Consider the following 23638-nt stretch of genomic DNA (forward strand, 5'->3'; position numbering starts at 1 on the left):
TGACCTCAAGATTGGTTGAGGTCATAACGTCTTCGGCATGAGCATGGAGACCACAGCCTGGACGCAGCTGCACAGCGTCATGAATGCCCAGGACGGCGGCCCGAAAGGCCGCCCCTTCGCCCGCGCGACCCTTCGCAGGATCGCCGTCTTCGCCCGGCCGCACCGGCGCCGCATCATCCAGTTCGTGTTCCTGAGCATCCTGACCGCTCTGCTCGCCGTGGCGACACCGATGCTCGCGGGCACGGTCGTCAACGCGATCGTCGGCGGCCACGACGAGGGCCACGTCATCCGCCTCGCCCTCCTCATCGCGGTCATCGCGCTCGCTGAGGCCGGGATCGGTCTTGTGGCCCGCTGGCTCTCCGCCAACCTCGGCGAGAGCCTCATCCTCGACCTGCGGACGGCCGTCTTCGACCACGTACAGCGCATGCCCGTCGCCTTCTTCACCAGAACCCGCACCGGAGCCCTGGTCAGCCGCCTCAACAACGACGTGATCGGCGCGCAGCGCGCCTTCAGCAACACGCTCTCGGGCGTGGTCGGGAACGTGGTCACGCTGATCCTGACCCTGGCCGTCATGCTGACGCTGTCCTGGCAGATCACGCTGCTCGCGCTGCTGCTCCTGCCGGTCTTCGTGCTCCCCGCGCGCCGCATGGGCTCCCGCATGGCCCGCCTCCAGCGGGAGGCCGCCGCGCACAACGCGGCCATGGGGACGCGGATGACCGAGCGGTTCTCCGCGCCGGGCGCCACGCTGATCAAGTTGTTCGGGCGGCCCGGCGACGAGTCGGCCGAGTTCGCGGAGCGTGCGCGCCGGGTGCGTGACATCGGCGTCCGCACCGCTATGGCGCAGTCGGCGTTCATCACCGCGCTCACCCTCGTCTCGGCCCTCGCGCTCGCGCTGGTGTACGGCCTCGGCGGGTACTTCGCGCTGACCGGCACCCTGAAGGCGGGCGCGGTCGTCTCCCTTGCGCTGCTGCTGACCCGCCTGTACGCGCCGCTCACCTCGCTCGCCGGAGCCCGCGTCGAGGTCATGAGCGCCCTCGTCAGCTTCGAGCGGGTCTTCGAGGTGCTCGACCTCAAGCCGCTCATCGACGAGAAGCCCGACGCCGAGGAGATCCCGGAGGGCCCGGTCGCCGTCGAGTTCGACGACGTACGCTTCGGCTACCCGTCGGCCGACAAGGTGTCGCTGGCCTCCCTCGAAGAGGTCGCCTCCCTCGACACGCGTGGTGGCGCCGAGGTGCTGCACGGAGTCTCCTTCCGGGCCGAACCCGGTCAGACGGTGGCGCTCGTCGGCTCGTCCGGAGCCGGCAAGTCGACCATCGCGTCGCTGCTGCCGCGGCTCTACGACACCGATGGCGGGGCCGTCCGCATCGGCGGCCTCGACGTACGCGACGCCAGCGCGGTCTCGCTGCGCGCCACGCTCGGCATGGTCACGCAGGACGGTCACCTCTTCCACGACAGCATCCGCGCGAACCTGCTCCTCGCCCGCCCCGAGGCGAGCGAGGCCGACCTGTGGGACGTGCTGACCCGCGCCCGCCTCGACGCGCTCGTCCGTGACCTGCCGGACGGCCTCGACACGGTCGTCGGCGAGCGCGGCTACCGGCTCTCAGGCGGCGAACGCCAGCGCATGACCATCGCCCGGCTGCTCCTCGCCCGCCAGCGCGTCGTGATCCTCGACGAGGCCACCGCGCACCTCGACAACACGTCCGAGGCGGCGGTCCAGGAGGCCCTCGCCGAGGCGCTCGAAGGCCGCACGGCGGTCGTCATCGCCCACCGCCTGTCAACGATCCGCTCGGCCGACCAGATCCTCGTGGTGGAGGAGGGGCAAGTGGTGGAGCGCGGCACGCACGAGGAACTGGTGACGCGGGGCGGCCGCTACGCGGAGCTGTACCGAACACAGTTCGGCGCAACCGAGATCGCCGAGGCGGCGTAAGGGCCACCCTCATGAGCACGCGCCGCCGCCTTGCCCGCGGCGGCGCGGCACCATCAAGCGGGTGGGCCTGTTAAGCCCCTGCGGCGATTGAGCAGCGGGGTCCGGGCCGGAGCCCCGAGGCGTAGGACCGGTCCAGCGAAACAGGCAAGTCCCGCGCCGCAACGGCCAGTTGACCACTCCCACCGCAACGTGACCCCGGGTTACCCTGACCGCATGCTGGTGGGTCGCACAGCGGAATGCGCACGGCTCGCGGACCTCGTCGACGGCGCCCGCACAGGACACAGCGCCGCCCTGGTCGTCCGCGGCGAGGCAGGCATCGGAAAGACCAGCCTGCTCGGCTACGCCGAATCCGTCGCCCGCGACCTCACACGACTGCACACACAGGGCATCGAGGCGGAGCACGAACTCCCGTACGTGGGCCTCGCGGACCTGTTCCGCCCCGTCACCGACCACCTCGGCCGCATCCCGGAACGGCAGGCCGCCGCTCTCACCGGCGCCCTCGCCCTCGGCCCGGCCATCGCCCAGGACCGTTTCGCTGTCGCCGCAGGAACACTCAGCCTGCTGGGCGCGATCAGCGAGTCCGGCCCTGTCCTGGTCGTCGTCGACGACGCCCAGTGGCTCGACCCGTACTCCCTGGACGCCCTCGCCTTCGCGACCCGCCGCCTGGGCCGCGAGGGCGTGGTCGCCCTCTTCGGCACCCGCGACAACGACGAGACCGCGTCCCGCCTCGCACCCGTGGAGTCCCTCAGCCTCCAGGGTCTCGACGCCGGCGCGGCGCGCGAACTCGTCGCCGAGGAGGCCGCCCAGCCGCTGCCGCCGCACGACATCCAGTGGCTCCTGTCCGAAGCCCGCGGCAACCCCCTCGCGCTCGTCGAACTCCCCGCCCTGCTCGCCCACGGCGGCCACCGCCCCGACAGCGGCGCCCCGCTGCCCATCGGCGACATCCTCGCCCGCACCTTCCACAGCGCCATCACCCGGCTCCCCGACCCCACCCGGGACGCCATGCTGCTGCTCGCGGTCCTCGGCCCCCGCCCCCTCGCCGGAACCGAACGGGTGCTGCGCGCCCACGAGTTGACCTACGCGGACCTCGAACCGGCCGAGCGGGCCGGCCTGATGACCGTCGAGGAAGGCGCGTACGTCTTCCGCCACCCGCTCGTCCGCTCCGGCGTCTACCACGGCGCGACCGCCGTCCGCCGCTGGCGCGCCCACCGCACCGTCGCCCGTGCCCTCCAGGGCGCCCGCGCCCCCGCCGCACTCGAACGCTACGCCTGGCACCTGTCCGAATCGGGCGCCGACCCCGACGAGGACGTCGCCGCCGCACTCGCGAAGGCGGCCTCCGGCGGCCCCGCCAGCCTCACCTTCCCGCTCGCCGCCCGCCTGTACGCCCACGCCGCCCGCTTCACCCCCGACGACGAGGGCAAGGCGCGCCGCCTGCTCGCCGCCGCCCGCGCCGCCCAGGCCGCCGGCTCCCTCGACGAGGCCGCCGGCCTCCTGGACCGCGCCCTCGACCACGCCGCACACGAACGCACCCGCCTGGACCTGCGCCAACTGCGCTGCTACGTGGACATCCAGCGCGGCCGCCCCGCCCGCGCACGCGAGCAGCTGCGCTCCGCCGTCGACCAGGCCCGCCGCGTCGACCCCGTGCTCGCCGCCGTCATGCTCGGCGGCATCACCCTCACCGAACTCGCCATCGGCGACCTCACGGCGGCCCGCGCCACCTCCGCCGAGTCGATGCAGCTCGCGGACGCCTTCGGCGACCCGGCGGCGGCCCTGCCGGTGCGCCTCCTGCACGCGCTGGTCGAACTCCTCGGCGGCAACGCGGAGGACGGTCGCGCCCTGCTCCACGACCTCGAAAAGCCGCTGGCCGTACCGGACTTGTCGTTCCCCTACCCGGTGTCGGGCGTCGGGGGCCTGTGCTACCTGGCCACCGAAGAACTCGACCAGGGCCACGCGCTCCTCGACCGCGCGGTGCACGCCGCCCGCTCCTCCAGCACGGTCGGCCTCCTCGCCCACCTCCTCGGCACCCTCTCCGTCGTCGAGTTCTGGCGCGGCGAGTGGAACGCCTCGCTCGCCCACGCCGACGAATCCGCCCGCCTCGGCGAGGACACGGGACGGGTCATCGAGGTGTGCCGCGCACTCGCCGCCCAGGCCCGTACGGAAGCGGTCCTGGGAAGGGAATCGGACTGCCGCAGCCACGAGGAGCAGTGCCGCTCCCTGGCCGCGGCCGCCGAACTCCCCATGGACGCGGCACGCGCGCGTGGCGCCCTCGGCCTCCTCGAACTCGGCCTGGGCCACTACGAAGAGGCGGCGGCCCACCTGGAGGAGGTACGCGCCTTCTCCCTCGCCAACGGCCGCGGCGACGGCCTCTACCTCCCCTGGGCCGCCGACCTCGCCGAGGCCTACGTCCATCTGCACCGCACCGACGAGGCGTACGAGGTGCTGCGCGTCCTGGACCACGAGGCGGGCCGCGGCAGGCGCCCCATCACCGCCGCGGCGGCCGCCCGCTGCCGCGGCATGCTCGAACCGACCTACGTAGAGCGGCACATGGATCGAGCCATCGCCGAACTCGCCGACATCCAGGCCCCCTTCGAGCGGGGTCGCACCGACTTCGCGTGCGGCGAGCTGCTGCGCCGCCTCGGCCGTCGCAGCGAGGCCCGGCGCCGCTTGCAGCGCGCCCTCGCCGCCTTCGAACGTCTCGGCGCGAGCGCCTGGGCGGGCCGCGCCGCCGCCGAACTGCATGCCGCGGGCGGTGACCGCGTCGACTCGGGCCCCACGCCCCTGGACGGCCTGACCCCACAGGAACTCCGCGTGGCCTTGGCGGTCGGCCGAGGAGTCACCAACCACGAAGCGGCGGAACAGCTCTTCCTCAGCGTCAAGACGGTCGAGTTCCACCTCGGCAACATCTACCGAAAGCTGGACGGGGTGCGAAGGCGGGCCCAACTCGTGCGCCTGCTCAGTGAGTCGGGCGCACCCCTGACGTTTTTCTGAGGCGCACAGACAGTGGGGGTGCCCGAACTGGGCACCCCCCGTCCCCCGTTGTCCCCCGTGGGTTCCCCGTTGTTCCCCCGTCGGATCCCCCGTGTCGAAAGCCCCCGTGTGCTTTCGTGTCTCCACGATGGACCCGGCCGGACCCCTGGACCACGGGGAAAACCCTGGGATCGGGGCCAGGGGCCTACGGCAATCGGTGTAGACGGGTAAACGGTGCAGGTCAGGCGGGTGCGGCCGACGCGTCGTAGCCGTAGATCCACCCACTGCGCAGCAACGGATCCGCGTCCCCGAGCGCCGCATCCCGTGCCCGCTGTTCCGGGCCGTCCGGGAGGTGGTTGGCCTCGGCGCGGGCGTGGCTCACCTGTTGGAGGCGGGTGGTGCGCGGGATGCGCCGCGACTCGTAGCGGGCGAGGGCCTCGTCCGGGGCGTCCGGGGTGGCGGTGAGGCAGCGGGCCAGGACCGCCGCGTCCTCCAGCGCCTGCGCCGCCCCCTGGCCGTAGAACGGGAACATGGGATGCGCGGCGTCGCCGAGCAGGGTCATGCGGCCCAGGGTCCACGAGGGCAGCGGCGGGCGGTCGTAGAGGGCCCAACGGCCGGGGATGGCGCCGGACTTGATGAGCGCGGTCACCCGGTCGTCCCAGTCGGCGAACTCCGCGTGGAACTCCTCGATCGTGGCCGTCGCGCTCCACGACTCCGCGGTCTCGTCCGTCGACGGGGCGAAAGCCGCCACGTTCACGCCCGCGCCGCCGGAGATCGGATAGTGCACGAAGTGATGGCCCGGGCCGAGCCACAGCGTCTGCGCGCGGCGCAGTGCGAACGCGGGTGCCGCCTCGGCGGGTACCACCGTGCGGAAGGCGCACAGGCCCGCGAAGGTGGGGCGTTCCGGCGCGGCGACCGTCGCGCGGACGAGCGAGTGCATGCCGTCCGCACCGATGACCAGGTCGGCGTCCGTGCGGGACCCGTCGGCGAAGGTCAGGCGCACCCCGTCGGCGTGCGGCTCGACGGCCGTGCAGCGCGCGCCGAGTCGCACCGCCTCGTCCGGCACCGCCGACCTGAGCGCGTCGAGCACGTGGGCGCGGTGCGCCGTGTACGTGCGCTCGCCGTAGAGGCGCTCGCACACCCCGTCGAGGCGTTCGGCGGACAGCACCGTGCCGTCCTGCCAGCGGCGGAACTCCCAGCCCCAGTCGAGCGGCACGGCCCGGCGCAGCGCGGAGTCGATCACGCCCATCGCGCGCAGCGGCCGCACCGCGTTGGGTGCGAGCACCAGGCCCGCTCCGACCTCGGTGAGCGCGGACGCCTGCTCGTGGACGGTCACGGCCAGTCCGGCGCGGTGGAGGAAGGCGGCGGCCGCCATGCCCCCGATGCCGCCGCCCACGACCTCGATCCGCGGTCCCGCCTGCTGCCTGATCCCGGCCCTCATCGTGCGTCCTCCTCGGTCACCGGTGACGCCCCAGTTGCCACTGTCGCACCCAGCTGCGTCCGTAGTCATTGCCGTGCGGCGTACGCAGCACGGTGTGCACGTGGAACGGCTTGGGGGAGTCGTGGTCGAGGAACACCCCGCAGTGGTGGTCGAGTTCGGCGATGACCACGGGGGACTGGACGCGGTAGTAGAAGACGTCGGCCGGTCCGTGTCCGCCGATCCAGCAGAACCACGTGTCGTCGAGGTGTGCGCGAACCTCCCGCATCCGGGCGGCGCGCGGCCCCGAGGGGAGCAGCTTGTAGAACTCTTCCACGGTCGCCCACACGAACTCCCGTGCCGCGTCCGGCATGTCACTTGCGCGGACGCCCTCGAAGGGGATCACCCGGTTGTCCTGGAAGGCGCCCGCGAGGTGCCGCTCGTCGCCGGGGTGCACGCGGCCCTCGGGCATCGCCGGATCGACCATCCGCTCGTACACGGTCGCCGCGGCGCGCTGCCCAGGGGTGAGTGCCGCCATGATCCGCCGGCCCAGCGCGATCCGTTCGGTGAAGGCGTTCGCCCCGGCGTGCGGGCCGGCGTCGATCAGGTTCGGCTCCGCTCCGAGGAAGGCCGGGCCGATCGTCGAACGCCCCTCCACGACAAGGTAGTTGACCGCACAGTGATGGCCGAACAATTGCCAGCCCCACGGCGCGCGCTCGTCCGGCGTGCCGTACAGGGCGAAGTTGTAGCTGAACTCGCCCAGGATGTTCTCCAGGCCCACGACCTCCCCGAGGAAGCCGTTGATCCGCATCATCGTGCGGACCTCCTCGTACCCCTCCGGGCTCAGGGACGCCCGTATGAGGGCGAGCGCCGCGTCGCGTACCTCCGGTGGCTGGAATTCGAGCCGCAGACCGGTGTCGAACTGAAGGAACTCCGGGTTGGACCACGTCTGCCACTCCACGGCGTCCACCGGGTGGCGGATCCGGTCCCGGCTCTTCGGGTCGAGCAGATCGAGCAACTCCCGTGCCCTGGGGGTCATTTCGGCGACGGGTGCCTCCTCACCGGGCTTCGCCGGTTCCAGGGGGTGGATCCCCTGGCGTACCGCGCCGTCCTCGGTGATGCCCGTGAAAGCGTTCTTGTAGAGCGGACGCCAGCCCCGGATCAGCTCACCCGTGAAGGTGCCCTCGGCCCGCGCGAACTCCCGATAGGCGTACGGGTAGAGGCCCTTGAGCGCCTGGATGCGCGGGTGACCCGGCGGGAAGAGGTGGTCGCGGTACTCGGCGGACGGCATGCGGTGTCCCTCCCGGTCGGGCTGCTACGCGGTCGTGTTGTGCAGGGTCACGGCGGCGCGCACGGCGGCCTCGTCGCCCACGGCGATCGCCTCGACGAGGTCCTCGTGCGCCCGGCACCGCTCCGCCCGGTAGCGCTGCGAGGCGTCCGTGTCCTCGTCGAGCCGGGAGGAGGCGGAGGAGTTGAGGTGGCCGAGCGTCCCGGTGTAGACGGCGGCGGCCATGCGGTTGGGGCAGATCGCCGCGATCCGTTCGTGCAACGCCCAGTTGGACCGCATGAAGCCGTCCCAGTCCGGCGCCGCACGCAGCCCGTCCAGCAGCGCGCGCAGCTCGGTGACGTCCGCGTCCGTGCGGCAGCGGGCGGCGCCGATGTCCACCAACTCCTCCAGGTGGTCGCGGAGTTCGATGGCGTCGGCGACCGTTTCCGGCTCGTCCCGTACGTCGAGCAGCGTGTGGCGGAGCCGCACCACCGGGCCGCGGGCGGCCACGAAGAGGCCGCCGCCCCGGCCGGGCCGGATCTGGAGCACACCACGGTCGCGCAGGACCCGCACGGCCTCGCTGACCGTCGAATACGCGTAACCCGTCTCCTCCCGCAGGGAGTCGAGGGTGCCCACCGGGTCCCCTGCCGACAGGCCAAGTGAGCGGATCCGGGCGTCGAGGTCGGCGGCGAGCTGCTCGGCGCGCGTGCGGCGGGGCGCGGAGCCGAGGCCGCCGAGGACCGCTTGTCGGGCCGCTGGTTCGTCAGGCATAGTCGCCATCGAAGCACAAACCTCCGAACCTTTAAAGGGATTGAACCTTTGGCGGGCGGGCTCGGAGGACCCTCCGGACTGGGAGCAGTGCATGCGCATCGTGGGGATCCGGCGAGCCGGCAGCGCTACAGAAATGGCTCAACTCGCCGACGACGGACGGGAGATCACGGTCCTTGCGTCTCTGGACGAGTTCTGGTCCGACCCGTCCGGCCATCTCGCGAGGGGCGCCGAGGGGTCCGTACTCGATGCCTCGTCCGTGACGTTCGTACCCCCGGTGCGGCCCGACGCCCGCGTCATCTGCGTGGGCCTCAATTACCTGAAGCACGTGGCGGAGGGCACCTTCCGCGACACTGAACTGCCCTCGTACCCCACGCTGTTCGCACGGTGGGCGCAGTCGCTCACCGTCGACGGCGCCGAGGTCCCCGTGCCGTCCGGCGAGGACGGTCTGGACTGGGAGGGCGAAGTGGTCGCCTGGGTCGGGGCGCCGCTCGTGGACGCCACCCCCGAGGAGGCGCTGGCCGCGGTCGTCGGCTACTCGACGTTCAACGATCTCACCGCGCGCCGCGCCCAGAAGCTCACCTCGCAGTGGATCCTAGGCAAGAACGCCGACCGCTCGGGGCCGCTCGGCCCCCTGGTCCCCGCGGCCGAAGTCGGCGACCTGCGGGCCGGGTTGCGCGTCGTGACCCGGGTCAACGGCACGGTCGTCCAGGACGGCGGGACCGACGAGATGGTGTACGGGGTGGGGGACACGCTCGCCCACATCTCCCGCACCTTCACCCTTCGCCCCGGCGACCTGCTGGCCACCGGCACCCCTTCCGGCGTCGGCTACGCGCGCACGCCGCCGTGGCTGCTGCACCCCGGCGACGTCGTGGAGGTCGAGGTGGAGCGGCTGGGAACGCTGCGCAACACGGTGGTCGGCAACGAAGCGCGCCACGCCCCCACCGCCGCGTGCTGACCGGCCGGGCTCAGCCGGTCTTCTGCAGCGCGCGGAACTGCTCGAACGACACATTGCGGCCGAGGGTGCCGCCCTCGCCCCGCCGCACGGTGCGGTTGGCGTACAGAGGGTTGAGGATCCACGGCATCTTGTCGCCGTCCCAACCTGAGGCCATCGACTCGATCTGCAGGCCCCCGTAGGTCGCCACCGCCAGTTTCCCTGTGTCGCGGAACGCCTTCATCTGCTCGGTGAGGTAGTTCCTGCTGCTGTCGAACCACTGGGTCATGGAGACGAAGTCGTTCCACTTCTGCTGCGTGAACGGCTGCTCGATGGCGTCCCCGATCACCTGCCAGACCTGCTGTTGCGAGTCCAGGTGGTAGCGCTTGGCGAACGTCGGGGACACCAGGTCGTGCATGTGGCCCTTCCAGAACTCCACCAGGGAGAACTCCGTGGCGAGGAACCTCTGGTCCGAACGCAGGGTGGGCACGACGTAGTTGATGTACTTGGCCGCGTTCTGCAGCGACGTGACATGCGGGTGGATGTCGACGCCGTCGATCTCGGGCGTCTTGTTGACGAACCGCAGCCACCGCTCGGTCGCGGGCGTGCGGGCCGCCGGGTCGTCGAGATTGTTGAGCGCGCCCATGTAGAGGCTGGTGCCGGAGCCCGCGCCGCCGTGCTGCTTGCGGTACGCGATGACGTGCCGGGCCAACGCCTCGTAGAAGACGTTGAGGGTCTCGTTGCGCTCTTCCTTCAGCGTCTCCAGGAAGGGCTCGTTGCCGATCGTGAGGATGTCGACCTTGCCGAGCACGGCGGCCAGCACCCGGTCCACGAGGGCCAGCAGATCCTTCAGTTCGGGGCTGCCCGGCGCGGGGAGCGGACCCTTCGTGGGCCCCAGAAGATAGGGGAACTTGAGCGAGAGGATCGTCTTGCGGCCGTCACCGTGCGCGGCCAGGAGCGCCTTGACGGCGCGTTGCTGCGTGACGTCCCCGTCGAGGTCGCCCGGCGTCATCGGGACGAAACCGCGCACCCAGGTGGCCGAGAGCGCCTTCAGCTGGGGGGCGCCGAGGCCCGCGGGGTCTTCATTGAAGTTCACGCCGAGGGCGCCATCGGGCGCGCCGCCCGGGAGCTTGCCCGCGGCGGCCTTCCCCTCGACCGATTCCGAGGCCGACTTCGACGGCGAACTCTTCGCGCCGGCGGGCTTGGGGTCGTTCGAGAACGGTGAACACGCCGCCGCGAGGAAGGCTGAACCGGTGACGCCCAGGAGCATGCGGCGGGATGTGGTGTGGCGAGTCACTGCTGTCCGTTTCTGTGTGTGGGGGGATCGCTGTCCACTGCACCGACACCGTAGGCACGGATCTGCGCGCAATTGATTCGCTGTGACAGCCCCGCGACATCATCCGGACAACGCCAAAACCCCGGTCACACAAAAACCAACAGGTGTGACCGGGGTGGTGGGACGACGGATCAGGCGCGGGCCTCCACCGCCGGGGCCGAACCCGGCAGCGGCCGTCCTGCGGACTCCGCCGCGAAGTAGGCGGCCACGGCGCCGATCGCGCCCGCCGCCATCAGGTAGTAGCCGGGCACGTTGACATCGCCTGTCGCCTGCACCAGCAGGGCGTTGACGACGGCGGTCGTGCCGCCGAACAGCGAGACCGAGATGTTGAACGCGATCGACAGACCGCCGTAGCGGATGTCCGTCGGGAACAGCGCCGGGAGCGTGGAGGGGATGGTGCTGTTGAAGCAGAGCAGCATCAGCGACATCAGCACGAGGCCGAAGAAGACCGACGTCAGGGTGTTCTGCTGAATCAGCAGCACGGAAGGAACACCGAGCACGATCAGCATGCCGCAACCGAAGTACAGCACCGGCTTGCGCCCGATGCGGTCCGAGAGCCGGCCGACGAAGGTGATGAGCAGCATGCCGACGGCGAGGACCGAGATCTCCAACAGCTGCGCCCAGGTGGTGCTCACCGACGGGGCGAACTTGTCGATGTACTCCAGCATGTACGTCGTGAGCATGTAGTTGGTGACGTTGAAGACGAGCACGAGGCCCATGCAGATCAGCATCGGGCGCCAGTGGTCGGTGAAGACCCGGCGGATCTCCTTGAGGGTCTGGTTGTCCTCACGGTGCTCCTGCTTGGCCAGGGCGGCCTTGAACGCGGGGGTGTCCTCCAGCTTCAGGCGGAGGTAGAGCCCGACGATGCCGATGGGGCCGGAGATCAGGAACGGGATGCGCCAGCCCCAGGACAGCAGGTCCTCGTGCGACATGACGCCCGGCAGCTGGATGACAAGGCCCGCGACGCCGCCGAGGAGATAGCCGGTCAGGGTGCCGAACTCCAGCCAGCTGCCGAGGAATCCGCGCTTCTTGTCGGGGGCGTACTCGGCGATGAACGTCATCGCGCCGCCGTACTCGCCACCGGTCGAGAAGCCCTGCACGAGGCGGGCGAGCAGCATCAGCAGCGGGGCGGCGGGGCCCCACGTCTCGTAGCCGGGGATGAACGCGATCACGAACGTGCCGATGGCCATCATGACGACTGTGATCGACAGCACCTTGGTGCGGCCGATGCGGTCGCCGAGCGGGCCGAAGAACATGCCGCCGATGGGGCGCACCAGGAAGGCGACCGCGAACAGGCCGAGGGTGCCGATCGTGCCGACGGTCTGGCTCGCGCCGGTGAAGAACACCGCGGTGAGCACCGGGGTCAGATTGGCGAAGACGCCGAAGTCGAACCACTCGGTGATGTTTCCGATGGCCGCGGCGCCGACGGCTCTCCTGGTCACCTTGGGGTCGGTCACCAATGTCTCGTCGGCCGGGCCCGCCGTGGTGTCGGAAGGCTCGGAAACGGTGTGCGCGGCTGGCACGTACTACTCCTCAGAATTGCGCGGTACTGCGGGTGGGACGCCCACACAGGGGCTTCGGGTCGATCCAGTGGACGAGGGGGTGGGGGAGGTGCTGCCCCGGCCGGCGTGCGGTGCGACCGGCCTCCAGGACGAGACCGGACGCTGGGAAGACGAGGAGCGCGACCACCGAGGCCACCACGGTCGTGGTGGTCGCCGCGGAGCTCGCGGGCGCGAGCAGCGCCGTGGCGAGGACCGGCAGGCCGAGGCCCAGACAGGTGGCGGCAGGTGTGTGCACACCGAGGGCGGCGCTCGCTCCGGCGCGGCCGAGCCCGTGCCCGAGTCCGGCGAACACGGCGGCGCCCAGAGTCGCCCAGGTCGACGTTCCCACCGTCAGCGACAGCGCGGAAAGGCTCACCAGCAAGGCGGTGAGACCGGCGAACTGCGCGCAGCGGCTGCCGAGTTCGGCGGCCAGCGGCTGCGCGAGCGTCGAGCAGACGAGAACGGACAGCGGAACACCGCAGACGACGGCAGGGCCGCTCTGCCCCGAGACGATCAGGACAGCGGGAACGACGGCGAGAAACAGGCCCGCCGTGGCCCAGGCGAGAAAGCGGACGGCCCAGACCATGGCGAACAGGTCGCGCATTCCCGTCGGGACGATCCGATTCCGGCGCGGGAAAGGACTCTTGGACAGCACCCGGGAAGAGTGCCAGGCGTAACTCATCGACACAATTACACGATCTTGCATGTGACCGTGCAGGATAGTTGGATGATCGATCCCAAGCTCAAGGTGCTGCAGCTGGTCGAGGCGCACGGCGGAGTGACCGCGGCCGCCGAGGCCACGGGGCTCAAGCCGTCCACGGTCTCGTACCAGCTGAGGCAGCTCGCCGAGCAGGTCGGCGTGGTGCTCATCGAGCCCGCGGGCCGCGGCATCAAGCTGACCGCCGCCGCCCGTACGCTGCTCCAGCACGCGGCCGTCCTGGAGGCGCAGTGGGAGCGGGCGCGCAGTGACCTCGCCGCGATGGCCGACGTACAGACCGGCTCGTTCACGCTCTGCGGGTTCTCCACGGCCGCCACGCATCTGCTGCCGTCCACCGCCGCGACCCTGCACGAGCGCCACCCCCAGCTCGGGGTCCGCCTGGTGGAGGCGGAGCCGGCGCGCTGCTTCGAGCTGCTGCTCACGGGCGAGGCCGACCTCGGCCTGGTCGTCGTGACGGCCGACTCGCCACCCCTGACCGACGAGCGCTTCGAACAGCAGCCGCTCCTCGACGACCCGCTCGACCTGGTCGTCCCGGCCGACCATCCGCTGGCGGCGCGCGAGCGGGTGGTCCTCGCGGACGCCGCCCGCGAGACGTGGATCGTGGGCACACCGGGCACCACGTACCACGACCTGCTGGTCACGGCCTGCATGGCCGCCGGGTTCATGCCCGACATGGGTCACCAGTGCGACGAGTGGGACACCGGTACGGCGATGGTGGCGCACGGCCTGGGCGTGATCCTGGTGCCGCGCCTCGCCCGCATCGACACCGAATGGCCCGTCGCCCGCATCCCCCTGTCCGGCGAACCCGCCCCCGCCCGCCGCATCCTCGCCGCCACCCGCAAGGGCGGCGCGCGGCACCCGGTGGTGGCGCAGGCCCTCGACCTCATCAAGGCATCGGCGTCGAACCTGGTGCCCACCGGGCGCTCCGCCGCACCGCTGTAAACTCGCTCACCAGCCCTTGACCCGCAGGCCGCGGGCAGGGAGCCGAAGTTGAGGAGTGCCTCCATGCTGCGCACCATGCTCAAGTCCAAGATCCACCGCGCCACCGTCACCCACGCCGACCTGCACTACGTCGGCTCCGTCACCATCGACGCCGACCTGCTCGACGCCGCCGATCTGCTGCCCGGCGAGCTCGTGCACATCGTCGACATCGACAACGGGGCCCGCCTGGAGACGTACGTCATCGAGGGCGAGCGCGGGTCCGGTGTCATCGGGATCAACGGGGCGGCAGCCCACCTCGTGCACCCGGGCGACCTCGTGATCATCATCGGTTACTGTCAGATCGAGGACGCCGAGGCGCGTGCCCTGCGGCCGAGGATCGTGCACGTCGACCGGGACAACCGGATCGCGGCGCTCGGCGCCGATGCCTCGGAGCCGATCCCCGGCGGGGACGTGACACGCGGCCCGCACGCGGTACCCGCAGGATGAGACCCGGTCCGCCCACGACGCAGGAGAGAGCCCATGAGTGACATCGAGATCCGCGACGACCGTGAGCACGGGCTGCTGCGGGCCCGCTCAGGCGGCGAAGTCGTCGGCCACATCCAGTACTTCGTACTGGAAGAACCCGAGCGGGCGCTCGTCCCGGTGCACACCATCGTGGAGCCGGAGAACGAGGGCAAGGGGATCGCGGGCTCCCTCGCCCGCGAGCTGTACGCCATCGCCGCGGCCGAGTCGGTGGCCGTCGCGCCATTGTGCCCGTTCGTCGTCCGGTGGGCCGAGCGGCACCCCGGCGAGGCGCCCGAGGCCTCCGCCGACCTGCTGCTCGCCGCGAAGGCCGCCATCGAGGCCGACCCGGACAAGTGGTGAGACGGCCCTGCGCGCGGTGATCATCCGCGCGTAGGGTCCTGGCCATGAACCTGACGCTCGTGCACACCTCGCCCGTCCACGTGCCGGTCTTCGACGCCCTGCGCGACAGCGACCACCCGGGCCTTGAACTGCGTCACGTCGTACGCGAGGAACTGCTCGTGCGGGCCGGCGTCGAGGGGCCCGCCGCCGTCACCGACGAGGTCCGGGCGCTGCTCGAAGCGGCCGTCGCCGACGGGGCGGACGCCGTGCTGTGCACGTGCTCCACGCTCGGCGCCGTAGCGGAAGGGCTCGCCGCGGACGCCGGAGTGCCCGTACTGCGCGTGGACCGGCCGATGGCCGCGCGGGCCGTCGCCGAGGGGAAGCGGATCGCCGTGGTCGCCACGCTGCGCAGCACCCTCGGGCCGACGGCCGAGCTGGTCGAGGAGGAAGCCGCGCGGGCGGGGCGCCCGGTGGACGTGCGGACCGTGTTCGTCGAGGGCGCCTGGGAGCGCTTCCTCGCGGGTGACCGGGACGGCTATCTCGCGCTCGTCGCCGATGCCGTCGACGGCATCACCGACGCCGATGCCGTCGTCCTCGCCCAGGCATCCCTGGCCGACGCCGCCGAGCGGACCCGAACCACCACCCTGCCCGTGCTCTCCAGCCCACGCCCCGGACTCTCCGCCGCCGCCACGGAATGCGCGCGCTCCAAGAGCGTTTAGGTTGGAGGGAGTTGTCCGAACCGGCACAGGAGCCCCGGACAGGAATCCCGAACAGGAGGCAGCGCACATGACCGACCATGACACCGAGACCGTCGTCAGCCCCACCGGCTGGGTCGCCGAGCAGGCCCGCACCTACGAGGAGTCCGGGGGCACCAAGGGCACCACCATGCAGGGCGCCCCGTGCCTGCTCCTCGACTACGAGGGCCGCAAGAGCGGCCAGTGGCGGCGCACCGTCCTGATCTACGGCACGGACGGTGACGACCAGCTGATCGTGGCGTCGTACGGCGGCGCGGACCGGCATCCGGAGTGGTACCTGAACCTTCAGGCCAATCCCGAGGTCCGGCTGCGCGTGGGGACCGAGAGGTTCGCGGCGCGCGCCGAGACCCTGTCGGCGCAGGACAAGGCGCGGGTGTGGGACTCCCTGGTGGAGCTGTTCCCGCCGTACGCGGAGTACCAGAAGAAGACGAGCCGTGACATTCCCGTCGTACGGCTGCGCCGCACCGACGGCTGAGACCCGGCCGCAGGCGTGGACTCGTCGGGCGTGGGCACGCGAGCCGGGAGACAGTGGACAGGTCCCCTCCGAACCGTTGGAGGAACCAACGATGACCCAACCGTTCCCCGACCCCGTCCCGCCGACCCCCACACCCGGCCCCGGTCCGGGTCCCGGACCTGACCCGGGCCCCGGGCCCGACCGGCCCGAGCCCGGCCCGATGCCGGACCCGTTCCCGACACCGGTGCCCGAGCCCACGCCCCGGCCCTCGCCGTCCCCGACGCCGCCGCTGCCGGACCCGGACCCCGACCCACATCCGCCGGAGCCCGAGCCGTCACCCGCTTAGCGGACGCTTACGCGTCGACCTCGGAGCGGTCACCGCCCCACAGCGTGTGGAACGAGCCCTCCCGGTCGACGCGGCGGTACGTGTGCGCGCCGAAGAAGTCCCGCTGGCCCTGCGTGAGCGCGGCCGGCAGGCGCTCGGCGCGCAGCGCGTCGTAGTAGGCGAGCGCCGCCGCGAAACCGGGCGTGGGCACACCCTGCGTGGTCGCCGCGACCAGGACCGAGCGCCAGTCGTCCTGCGCCGCGGCGATCTCGTCGGCGAAGCCCTTGTCGGACAGCAGCGAGACCAGGTTCGGCTCCGCCTCGTACGCCGCCGTGATCCGGTCCAGGAACGCGGCGCGGATGATGCAGCCGCCGCGCCAGATCCGGGCCACCGCACCCGAGTCGATGTTCCAGTCGTACTCCTCGCTGCCCGCGGAGATCTCGTGGAAGCCCTGGGTGTACGACACGATCTTCGAGGCGTACAGGGCCTGTTCGACGCGGTCGGCGAAGGCCGCGGCCTCCGACTCGCCCAGCGTCACGGCCGTGGGTCCCGCCAACTCCCGTGACGCGGTGCGCAGTTCCGCGTGCCCGGACAGGGAGCGCGCGAAGACCGCCTCCGCGATCCCGGACACCGGCACGCCCAGGTCGAGCGCGATCTGCACCGTCCAGCGGCCGGTGCCCTTCTGCTCGGCCTGGTCCTGGACGACGTCCACGAAGGGCTTGCCGGTCGCCTCGTCCACGTGCGAGAGGACGTCGGCCGTGATCTCGATCAGGTAGGAGTCGAGGCGTCCGGTGTTCCAGGTGCGGAAGATGTCGGCGATCCGCGCGGGGGAGTACCCGGCCACGTCGCGCAGCAACTGGTAGGCCTCGCCGATGAGTTGCATGTCGGCGTACTCGATGCCGTTGTGCACCATCTTCACGAAGTGGCCCGCCCCGTCGGGGCCGACGTGCGTCACGCAGGGCGCGCCGTCCTTCGCCTTGGCGGAGATCTTCTCCAGCATCGGGCCCAGGGACTTGTACGACTCGACGCTGCCGCCGGGCATGATGCTCGGGCCGTGCAGCGCGCCCTCCTCGCCGCCGGAGACGCCCGTGCCGACGAAGTGGATGCCCTGCTCGCGCAGCTCCTTCTCGCGGCGCCGGGTGTCCGCGAAGTGCGCGTTGCCACCATCGATGATCATGTCGCCCGGCTCCATGAGCGGCGCGAACTCCTTGATCACCGCATCGGTCGGCTCGCCCGCCTTCACCATGACGACCAGGCGCCGCGGCCGCTCGAGCGCGGCCACGAAGTCCTCGGCGCTCTCGGTCGGTACGAAGATGCCCTCCTCGCCGAACTCCTCGACCAGCGCGTGCGTGCGGGACGCCGTGCGGTTGTGGAGGGCGACCGTGTAGCCGTTGCGGGCGAAGTTCCGGGCGAGGTTGCGCCCCATGACAGCGAGGCCGGTGACACCGATCTGGGCTGTTGTGCTCATGTGTGTCGCTCCTGGATTGGGAAGTTGAAAGATTCTGTTCAGACGGGAAAGGGGCCCGGGTTAGGTTTGCGTCCGATCCCCATCGTGGACTCTCTACGAATTTGGAGCCGTGCGTGCCTCATTTCGACCTGTCACTCGACGCGTTGCGCACCTATCAGCCGGAGTTGACGGCGCCCGACGACTTCGACGCCTTCTGGGAGAAGACCCTCGTCGAGGCCAGGGAGCGCGACCTGGACGCACGCTTCGAGCCCGTCGACGTCCCGTACACGGCGGTCGACGTGTTCGACGTTACGTACGCGGGCTTCGGCGGGCATCCCGTGAAGGGCTGGCTGGTCCTTCCGGCAGGCGCGAACGAGCTGCTTCCGGCCGTCGTCGAGTACGTCGGCTACGGCGGCGGCCGCGGCCTCGCGCACACCCACTTGCGCTGGGCGGCCGCCGGGTTCGCGCACTTCGTCATGGACACCCGCGGGCAGGGCAGCGGCGGCACCGTCGGCGACACCCCCGACCCGGTCGGCTCCACGCCGTCCCAGCCGGGCTTCATGACGAAGGGCATTCAGGACCCGCACGAGTACTACTACCGGCGCGTGTACACCGACGCCGTGCGCGCCGTCGACGCCGCCCGCTCGCACCCGCTCGTGGACGCGAACCGGGTCGCCGTCACCGGTGGAAGTCAGGGCGGCGGCATCACCATCGCCGTCGCCGGACTCGTGCCCGACCTGGTGGCAGCAGCCCCTGACGTGCCGTTCCTGTGCGACTTCCGGCGCGCCGCCACGCTCACCGAGCGTCACCCGTACCGCGAGATCGCGCTCTACTTGAAGGCGCACATCGGCGAGGACGAGCGCGCCTTCCGCACGCTCTCCTACTTCGACGGCATCAACTTCGCGGCGCGCGCCACGGCGCCCACCCTGTTCTCCGCCGCCCTGGAGGACCTGACGTGCCCGCCGTCCACGGTCTTCGGCGCGTACAACCACTGGGCGGGCGCCGACAAGTCGATCGAGGTGTACGCGTTCAACGACCACGAGGGCGGCGGCCCCTTCCAGCAGGCCGCACAACTCCGTTGGATTCCCGGGTACTTGAGGGGCTGAATCCCGCCAAGGTGGCTCAGGGCGCTCTTGTCCACTTCCGTAGGAGCGGCTAATTTGCCGCTCCTACGTGTGGCTGAGGGGGCATTCATGGCGTTACGCGGCCGGCACCGCCGGTACCAGCCGAGCCGGGTCAACCGGGCATCGCTCACCGTGACCGTGGGCGGCGTGGGCATGGCCATCCCGATCATCGGCGCGGGCACGGCGCAGGCCGCCGACACGCAGACGTGGAACAAGGTCGCCGCGTGCGAGTCCTCCGGGAACTGGAACATCAACACCGGCAACGGCTTCTTCGGCGGCCTCCAGTTCACCCGCTCCACCTGGGCCGCGTACGGCGGCACCGCCTACGCGCCGCGCGCCGACCTCGCCACCAGGGGCCAGCAGATCGCCGTGGCGGAGAAGGTGCTCAAGGGGCAGGGGCCCGGCGCCTGGCCGGTGTGCTCGCAGCGCGCGGGCCTCACCCGCGAGGCCGCGACACCCGACGTACGGCCGCAGACCACGCCGCAGTCCCGGGCCGGACGCGCCCAGATGTTCCGCGTCGTCAGCGGCGACAGCCTCTCCGGCATCGCCGCCGAGCGGTCCGTGAAGGGCGGCTGGCGTGCGCTGTACGCGGCGAATCGCGCCACGATCGGCGCCGACCCGGACCTGATCACCCCCGGGCAGCGCCTCGCGGTGCCGGGGACGCAAGCCGCGAAGAAGACCGAGAAGAAGGCCGCTGCCAAACCCGTCGCCAAGAAGTCCGACACGGCGAAGGCCACCACGCACCACGTCGTCGCCCCCGTCGCCGCGTCCCTCGGCACGCCCTACCGCGCCGCCGGTTCCTCCTGGTCGAAGGGGTACCACACGGGCGTCGATTTCGCGGTGCCCACCGGGACGTCCGTGAAGGCCGTCGCCGCCGGACACGTCGTCTCGGCCGGCTGGGGCGGCGCGTACGGCTACGAAGTGGTTGTCCGGCACGCCGACGGCAAGTTCAGCCAGTACGGACACCTGTCCGCGCTGTCCGTGAAGAGCGGCCAGCGCGTGGTGGCGGGCCAGCGCATCGCCCGCTCCGGTTCCACCGGGAACAGCACGGGCCCGCATCTGCACTTCGAGGTGCGGACCGGGCCCGGCTTCGGCAGCGACGTGGACCCGTTGGCGTACCTGCGGGCCCGCGGCGTCAGGATCTGAACCCCGCATCCGGCCTGAAAGCAGGCGTCAGGACCGGATGTCCTCGGTCGTCCAGCCCCCGCACGGAGGTTCCTGCCGGGCCCCCGGCGCGCGCGGCGGCAGCGGCACCGAGTCGAGCCCGGCCGGGCTGTCCGGCACCACGGGCGGGATCGGCTGTGCCGCTCCGTGCGGGACGGCGGCGACGACCGAGGCGCCCGCCCGGCGGCCCCGCCCGATGCGCTCCGTCGTCAGCAGGATCAGGCCGCCCGCCGCCACGACGCCGCAGCCGAGCGCGAGCACCGTGCCGATCGTGCTGTACCGGAACGATTCGCCGAACATCGTGAGGCCGATGGTCGCCGCCACCACCGGATTCACGACCGTCGCGGTCGCCAGCGGCGCGGCGAGCCCGGCGCCCCGGTAGGAGGCCTGCGACAGCAGCATGCCGGTCACGGCCAGGCCCGCGATCGCCAGGAGCGTCGCGAGCTGTTCCAACGGCTGCCCGGTCCAGTCCTCGGTCACGGACTTCGTGAACACCGACGCCATGCCGAACGCGCCGCCGGCCGCCACCGCCAGCAGCACCGCGCGTACCACGGGGTGCCGGTGCGCCACGCGGGCAGTCGACATCAGGGCCAGCACACCGCCTGCCGTGATCAGGCCGACGAACAGGCGCTGCGTCCCGTCCAGGGACTGCTCGGTCGTGGAACCGGTCAGCGAGAGCAGTCCCGCCAGCCCGACCGTCGCCATGATCGCGCCGCGCCAGGCTGTCGCCCCTGCCTTGCGACGCACCAGGAGCGCCGACATCGGCAGCGCGAGCACGATCGTGAGGGCTCCCAGCGGCTGCACGACGCTGAGCGGGCCGAAGGCCAGCGCCGCGACGTGCAGCAACGCGCCCAGGCCGTTCAGCCCTCCGGCGCCCCACCAGGCGGGCCTGCGCAGCGGGGCGTACGCCGCCTTGGGCGACGTCGCGGCCACGCGCTCCTGCACGATCGCCCCGCCCGCGTACGCGACGGCGGAGACGAGCGAGAGCAGCACGGAAAGCACCAGGTCGCTCATGTGGCGCCCCTGGAGGTGCGGCGTGGCGCACGGTCGCTTCTCATACCCTCCACGATGGCGCTTCCCTGCCCTCCGCGTCGTCCGACTTGAGCACGCATTGGGTCCTACTCCCGTTGGAGTAGGCCGCGTCCTGATTCATCCCCAGGGCGGGTGCCCCGGGGACCCGGGGGAGACTCGGGCCGAGTTGGCGTCCGCGCCCTTCCGCACGGGCCGTCCATGGGTGACCATGAGGTGCGCTTTCGAACAGCGATCCAGAGCGAGTGTCGCCGACCGACGACTACGGGGGCCGCGCGTGCGTGTGGGACTGCTGACCAGGGAGTACCCGCCGGATGTCTACGGCGGCGCCGGAGTGCACGTGGAGTTCCTGGCGCGCGAGCTGCGCCCGCTCGTCGACCTCGAGGTGCACACGTGGGGCGAGGGGACGGCCGACGGCGTGCGCCGGCACCGGGCCTGGCCCGCGCTCGACGGGGCGAACGACGCGCTGCGCACGCTCTCCGTGGACCTGGCCATCGCCGCGGCCCTCGAAGGCCGCGAGATCGCCCACTCCCACACCTGGTACACGAACCTGGCCGGGCACCTGGCGGCGCTGCACCTCGGAATCCCGCACGTGCTGACCGCCCACTCCCTGGAGCCGCTGCGCCCCTGGAAGGCGGAGCAGCTGGGCGGCGGCTACGCGCTGTCGGCATGGGCGGAACGGACCGCGATCGAGGCCGCCGACGGCGTCATCGCGGTGTCGCACGCGATGCGCAAGGACATCCTCGCCTGCTATCCGGCCCTGGAGCCGAAGAAGGTCCGTGTCGTGCACAACGGCATCGACGTCTCGCTCTACCACGCCGACGCCGACACGGACGTGCTGAGCCGCTACGACATCGACCCGCAGCGCCCCTACATCCTCTTCGTCGGCCGCATCACCCGGCAGAAGGGCGTGCCCCATCTGCTGCGCGCGGCCAAGCAGGTGGCGAAAGGCGTGCAGATCGTCCTGTGCGCGGGCGCGCCCGACACCCCGGAGATCGGCCGCGAATTCCGGGAACTCGTCGACGAGTTGAAGGCCACGCGTGACGGGGTGCGCTGGATTCCGTCGATGCTGCCGCGCACCGATGTCATTCAACTGCTCACACACGCCTCGGCGTTCGTGTGCCCTTCCGTGTACGAACCGCTCGGCATCGTCAACCTGGAGGCGATGGCCTGCGGCACCGCGGTGGTCGCCTCGGGGGTCGGCGGCATCCCCGAGGTCGTCGCGGACGGCGAGACGGGGCTGCTCGTCCCGTACGCGGCCGAGGACCCGGAAGGCTTCGAGGCGGGGCTCGCGGACGCCCTGAACCGGGTCGTCGCCGATCCCGGAGCGGCGCGGGTGATGGGCGAGGCGGGCCGGGAGCGGGCGGCGGCGGAGTTCGGCTGGGACGCGATCGCCCGGCGCACGGTCGACGTGTACGAGGAGATCCTCAACGGCACGTGAATCACAGGGGGGTTGGGATGCGCGGTGGACCTTCGGTGCTCGGGATCGTACTGGCAGGCGGGGAGGGCAAGCGGCTGATGCCGCTCACCGCGGACCGGGCGAAGCCCGCGGTGACGTTCGGCGGCACGTACCGCCTGGTCGACTTCGCCCTGTCCAATCTCGTCAACGGCGACATCCTGCGCATCTGCGTCCTGACGCAGTACAAGTCGCACTCCCTCGACCGGCACGTCACGACCACCTGGCGGATGTCGAGCCTGCTCGGCAACTACGTCACGCCGGTCCCGGCCCAGCAGCGGCTCGGCCCGCGCTGGTACTCGGGCAGCGCCGACGCGATCCTGCAGTCCCTCAACCTGGTCCACGACGAACAGCCCGACTACATCGCGGTGTTCGGCGCCGACCACGTGTACCGGATGGACCCGCGGCAGATGCTCGCCCAGCACATCGAGTCGGGCGCGGGCGTCACGGTGGCGGGCATCCGGGTGCCGCGCCGGGAGGCCCCGTCCTTCGGCATCATCACCCCGGCCCGCGACGGCACACGCATCGACGCCTTCCTGGAGAAGCCCACCGACCCGCCGCCGCTGCCCGGCACCCCGAACCAGGTCTTCGCCTCGATGGGCAACTACCTGTTCACCAGCAAGGTCCTCGTCGACGCGCTTCAGGCCGACGCCGAAGACACCAACTCGGCGCACGACATGGGCGGTTCGATCGTGCCGATGCTCACCGAGCGCGGCGTCGCCCAGCTCTACGACTTCGACGGCAACCACGTGCCGGGCGAGACGGACCGCGATCACGGCTACTGGCGCGACGTCGGCACCCTCGACGCCTACTACGAGGCTCATATGGACCTCATCTCGGACACCCCGGTCTTCAACCTCGACAACCGGCGCTGGCCCATCTACACCCACCCCGGCCAGCTGCCGCCCGCCAAGTTCTGCGCGGGCGGCATCGCGAGTGAGTCGATCGTCAGCCCCGGTTGCGTCATCCGCGGCCAGGTGACCCGCTCCGTGCTCTCACCGGGCGTCGTCGTCGAGGACGGCGCGGTCGTCCAGGGCTCCGTCCTGCACGACAACGTGCGGGTCGGCAGGGGAGCGGTGGTGCGCGGCGCCGTCCTCGACAAGAACGTCGAGGTCCCCGTCGGCGCGACCATCGGCGTCAACCCGAGCCGGGACGCGGAGCTGTACACGGTGTCGAAGACGGGCGTGATCGCGCTGGGGAAGGGTCAGGCGGTGCATTAGCTCC

Annotated in this window: 20 protein-coding genes; 12 read left to right on the top strand and 8 right to left on the bottom strand. The window is 71.5% G+C overall.

What is annotated here, in order from left to right; translation table 11 throughout:
- The first annotated feature begins 37 nt into the window (after window positions 1-37).
- Window positions 38-1927, top strand: coding sequence for an ABC transporter ATP-binding protein (locus ACWD2L_RS03490; RefSeq protein WP_351330943.1), 1890 nt, complete (start codon window positions 38-40; stop codon window positions 1925-1927).
- 213 nt (window positions 1928-2140) lie between these two features.
- Window positions 2141-4915 (top strand): helix-turn-helix transcriptional regulator, encoded by a 2775-nt coding sequence (locus tag ACWD2L_RS03495; RefSeq protein WP_351330942.1) that lies wholly within the window; start codon window positions 2141-2143, stop codon window positions 4913-4915.
- Between the two features lie 220 nt (window positions 4916-5135).
- On the opposite strand, the gene ACWD2L_RS03500 is transcribed toward ACWD2L_RS03495, so the two are convergent.
- The 3 genes from ACWD2L_RS03500 to ACWD2L_RS03510 are packed head-to-tail and all read right to left on the bottom strand — an operon-like array spanning window position 5136 to window position 8349.
- Window positions 5136-6335 (bottom strand): FAD-dependent monooxygenase, encoded by a 1200-nt coding sequence (locus ACWD2L_RS03500; RefSeq protein ID WP_351330941.1) that lies wholly within the window; start codon window positions 6333-6335, stop codon window positions 5136-5138.
- Window positions 6336-6351: 16 nt separating this feature from the next.
- Window positions 6352-7602 carry a DUF3500 domain-containing protein gene (locus ACWD2L_RS03505; RefSeq protein ID WP_351330940.1) on the bottom strand — a complete coding sequence of 417 codons (1251 nt, stop codon included), beginning with the start codon at window positions 7600-7602 and terminating at the stop codon, window positions 6352-6354.
- A gap of 24 nt (window positions 7603-7626) precedes the next feature.
- Window positions 7627-8349: a FadR/GntR family transcriptional regulator gene (locus tag ACWD2L_RS03510; RefSeq protein WP_351330939.1), complete on the bottom strand. Its 723-nt coding sequence runs from the start codon at window positions 8347-8349 to the stop codon at window positions 7627-7629.
- A 91-nt stretch (window positions 8350-8440) separates the two neighbouring features.
- Between ACWD2L_RS03510 and ACWD2L_RS03515 the strand changes: the two genes are divergently transcribed.
- Window positions 8441-9304, top strand: coding sequence for a fumarylacetoacetate hydrolase family protein (locus tag ACWD2L_RS03515; RefSeq protein WP_351330938.1), 864 nt, complete (start codon window positions 8441-8443; stop codon window positions 9302-9304).
- Between the two features lie 10 nt (window positions 9305-9314).
- On the opposite strand, the gene ACWD2L_RS03520 is transcribed toward ACWD2L_RS03515, so the two are convergent.
- The 3 genes from ACWD2L_RS03520 to ACWD2L_RS03530 all read right to left on the bottom strand — a co-directional run bounded on the left by ACWD2L_RS03520 (window position 9315) and on the right by ACWD2L_RS03530 (window position 12761).
- Window positions 9315-10577, bottom strand: a complete 1263-nt coding sequence (locus tag ACWD2L_RS03520; protein WP_351330937.1) for a hypothetical protein — start codon at window positions 10575-10577, stop codon at window positions 9315-9317.
- Window positions 10578-10747: 170 nt separating this feature from the next.
- A complete protein-coding gene (locus tag ACWD2L_RS03525; protein WP_351330936.1) occupies window positions 10748-12139 on the bottom strand; it encodes an MFS transporter in 1392 nt (463 codons plus the stop codon).
- Window positions 12140-12149: 10 nt separating this feature from the next.
- Window positions 12150-12761 carry a hypothetical protein gene (locus ACWD2L_RS03530; protein ID WP_351330935.1) on the bottom strand — a complete coding sequence of 204 codons (612 nt, stop codon included), beginning with the start codon at window positions 12759-12761 and terminating at the stop codon, window positions 12150-12152.
- A gap of 123 nt (window positions 12762-12884) precedes the next feature.
- On the opposite strand from ACWD2L_RS03530, the gene ACWD2L_RS03535 reads away from it, so the two are divergent.
- The 5 genes from ACWD2L_RS03535 to ACWD2L_RS03555 all read left to right on the top strand — a co-directional run bounded on the left by ACWD2L_RS03535 (window position 12885) and on the right by ACWD2L_RS03555 (window position 15890).
- Window positions 12885-13817 carry a LysR family transcriptional regulator gene (locus ACWD2L_RS03535; protein WP_351330934.1) on the top strand — a complete coding sequence of 311 codons (933 nt, stop codon included), beginning with the start codon at window positions 12885-12887 and terminating at the stop codon, window positions 13815-13817.
- Window positions 13818-13880: 63 nt separating this feature from the next.
- Window positions 13881-14303 carry an aspartate 1-decarboxylase gene (gene panD / locus ACWD2L_RS03540; protein ID WP_351330933.1) on the top strand — a complete coding sequence of 141 codons (423 nt, stop codon included), beginning with the start codon at window positions 13881-13883 and terminating at the stop codon, window positions 14301-14303.
- A 33-nt stretch (window positions 14304-14336) separates the two neighbouring features.
- Window positions 14337-14681, top strand: a complete 345-nt coding sequence (locus ACWD2L_RS03545; RefSeq protein WP_351330932.1) for a GNAT family N-acetyltransferase — start codon at window positions 14337-14339, stop codon at window positions 14679-14681.
- 44 nt (window positions 14682-14725) lie between these two features.
- Window positions 14726-15379: an aspartate/glutamate racemase family protein gene (locus tag ACWD2L_RS03550; protein ID WP_351330931.1), complete on the top strand. Its 654-nt coding sequence runs from the start codon at window positions 14726-14728 to the stop codon at window positions 15377-15379.
- A 67-nt stretch (window positions 15380-15446) separates the two neighbouring features.
- On the top strand, window positions 15447-15890 hold the full coding sequence (locus tag ACWD2L_RS03555; protein ID WP_351330930.1) for a nitroreductase family deazaflavin-dependent oxidoreductase: 444 nt from the start codon (window positions 15447-15449) through the stop codon (window positions 15888-15890).
- A 332-nt stretch (window positions 15891-16222) separates the two neighbouring features.
- Here ACWD2L_RS03555 and gndA read toward each other — a convergent pair whose 3' ends face one another.
- Window positions 16223-17662, bottom strand: a complete 1440-nt coding sequence (gndA, locus tag ACWD2L_RS03560) for an NADP-dependent phosphogluconate dehydrogenase (protein WP_351330929.1) — start codon at window positions 17660-17662, stop codon at window positions 16223-16225.
- 113 nt (window positions 17663-17775) lie between these two features.
- Between gndA and ACWD2L_RS03565 the strand changes: the two genes are divergently transcribed.
- Both ACWD2L_RS03565 and ACWD2L_RS03570 read left to right on the top strand, forming a co-directional pair.
- On the top strand, window positions 17776-18747 hold the full coding sequence (locus ACWD2L_RS03565) for an acetylxylan esterase (RefSeq protein ID WP_351330928.1): 972 nt from the start codon (window positions 17776-17778) through the stop codon (window positions 18745-18747).
- 87 nt (window positions 18748-18834) lie between these two features.
- Window positions 18835-19911, top strand: coding sequence for a transglycosylase family protein (locus tag ACWD2L_RS03570; RefSeq protein WP_351330927.1), 1077 nt, complete (start codon window positions 18835-18837; stop codon window positions 19909-19911).
- A gap of 27 nt (window positions 19912-19938) precedes the next feature.
- Here the strand turns inward: ACWD2L_RS03570 and ACWD2L_RS03575 are convergent, their stop codons facing one another.
- Entirely contained in the window at window positions 19939-20943 is a 1005-nt protein-coding gene (locus ACWD2L_RS03575) for a DMT family transporter (protein WP_351330926.1), read from the bottom strand.
- A gap of 298 nt (window positions 20944-21241) precedes the next feature.
- Here ACWD2L_RS03575 and glgA point away from each other — a divergent pair, with 298 nt between their 5' ends.
- On the top strand, window positions 21242-22399 hold the full coding sequence (glgA, locus tag ACWD2L_RS03580) for a glycogen synthase (protein ID WP_351330970.1): 1158 nt from the start codon (window positions 21242-21244) through the stop codon (window positions 22397-22399).
- A gap of 17 nt (window positions 22400-22416) precedes the next feature.
- Window positions 22417-23634 carry a glucose-1-phosphate adenylyltransferase gene (gene glgC / locus ACWD2L_RS03585; RefSeq protein ID WP_351330925.1) on the top strand — a complete coding sequence of 406 codons (1218 nt, stop codon included), beginning with the start codon at window positions 22417-22419 and terminating at the stop codon, window positions 23632-23634.
- Window positions 23635-23638: the final 4 nt, after the last annotated feature.

Source organism: Streptomyces sp. NPDC002754 (assembly GCF_053592315.1).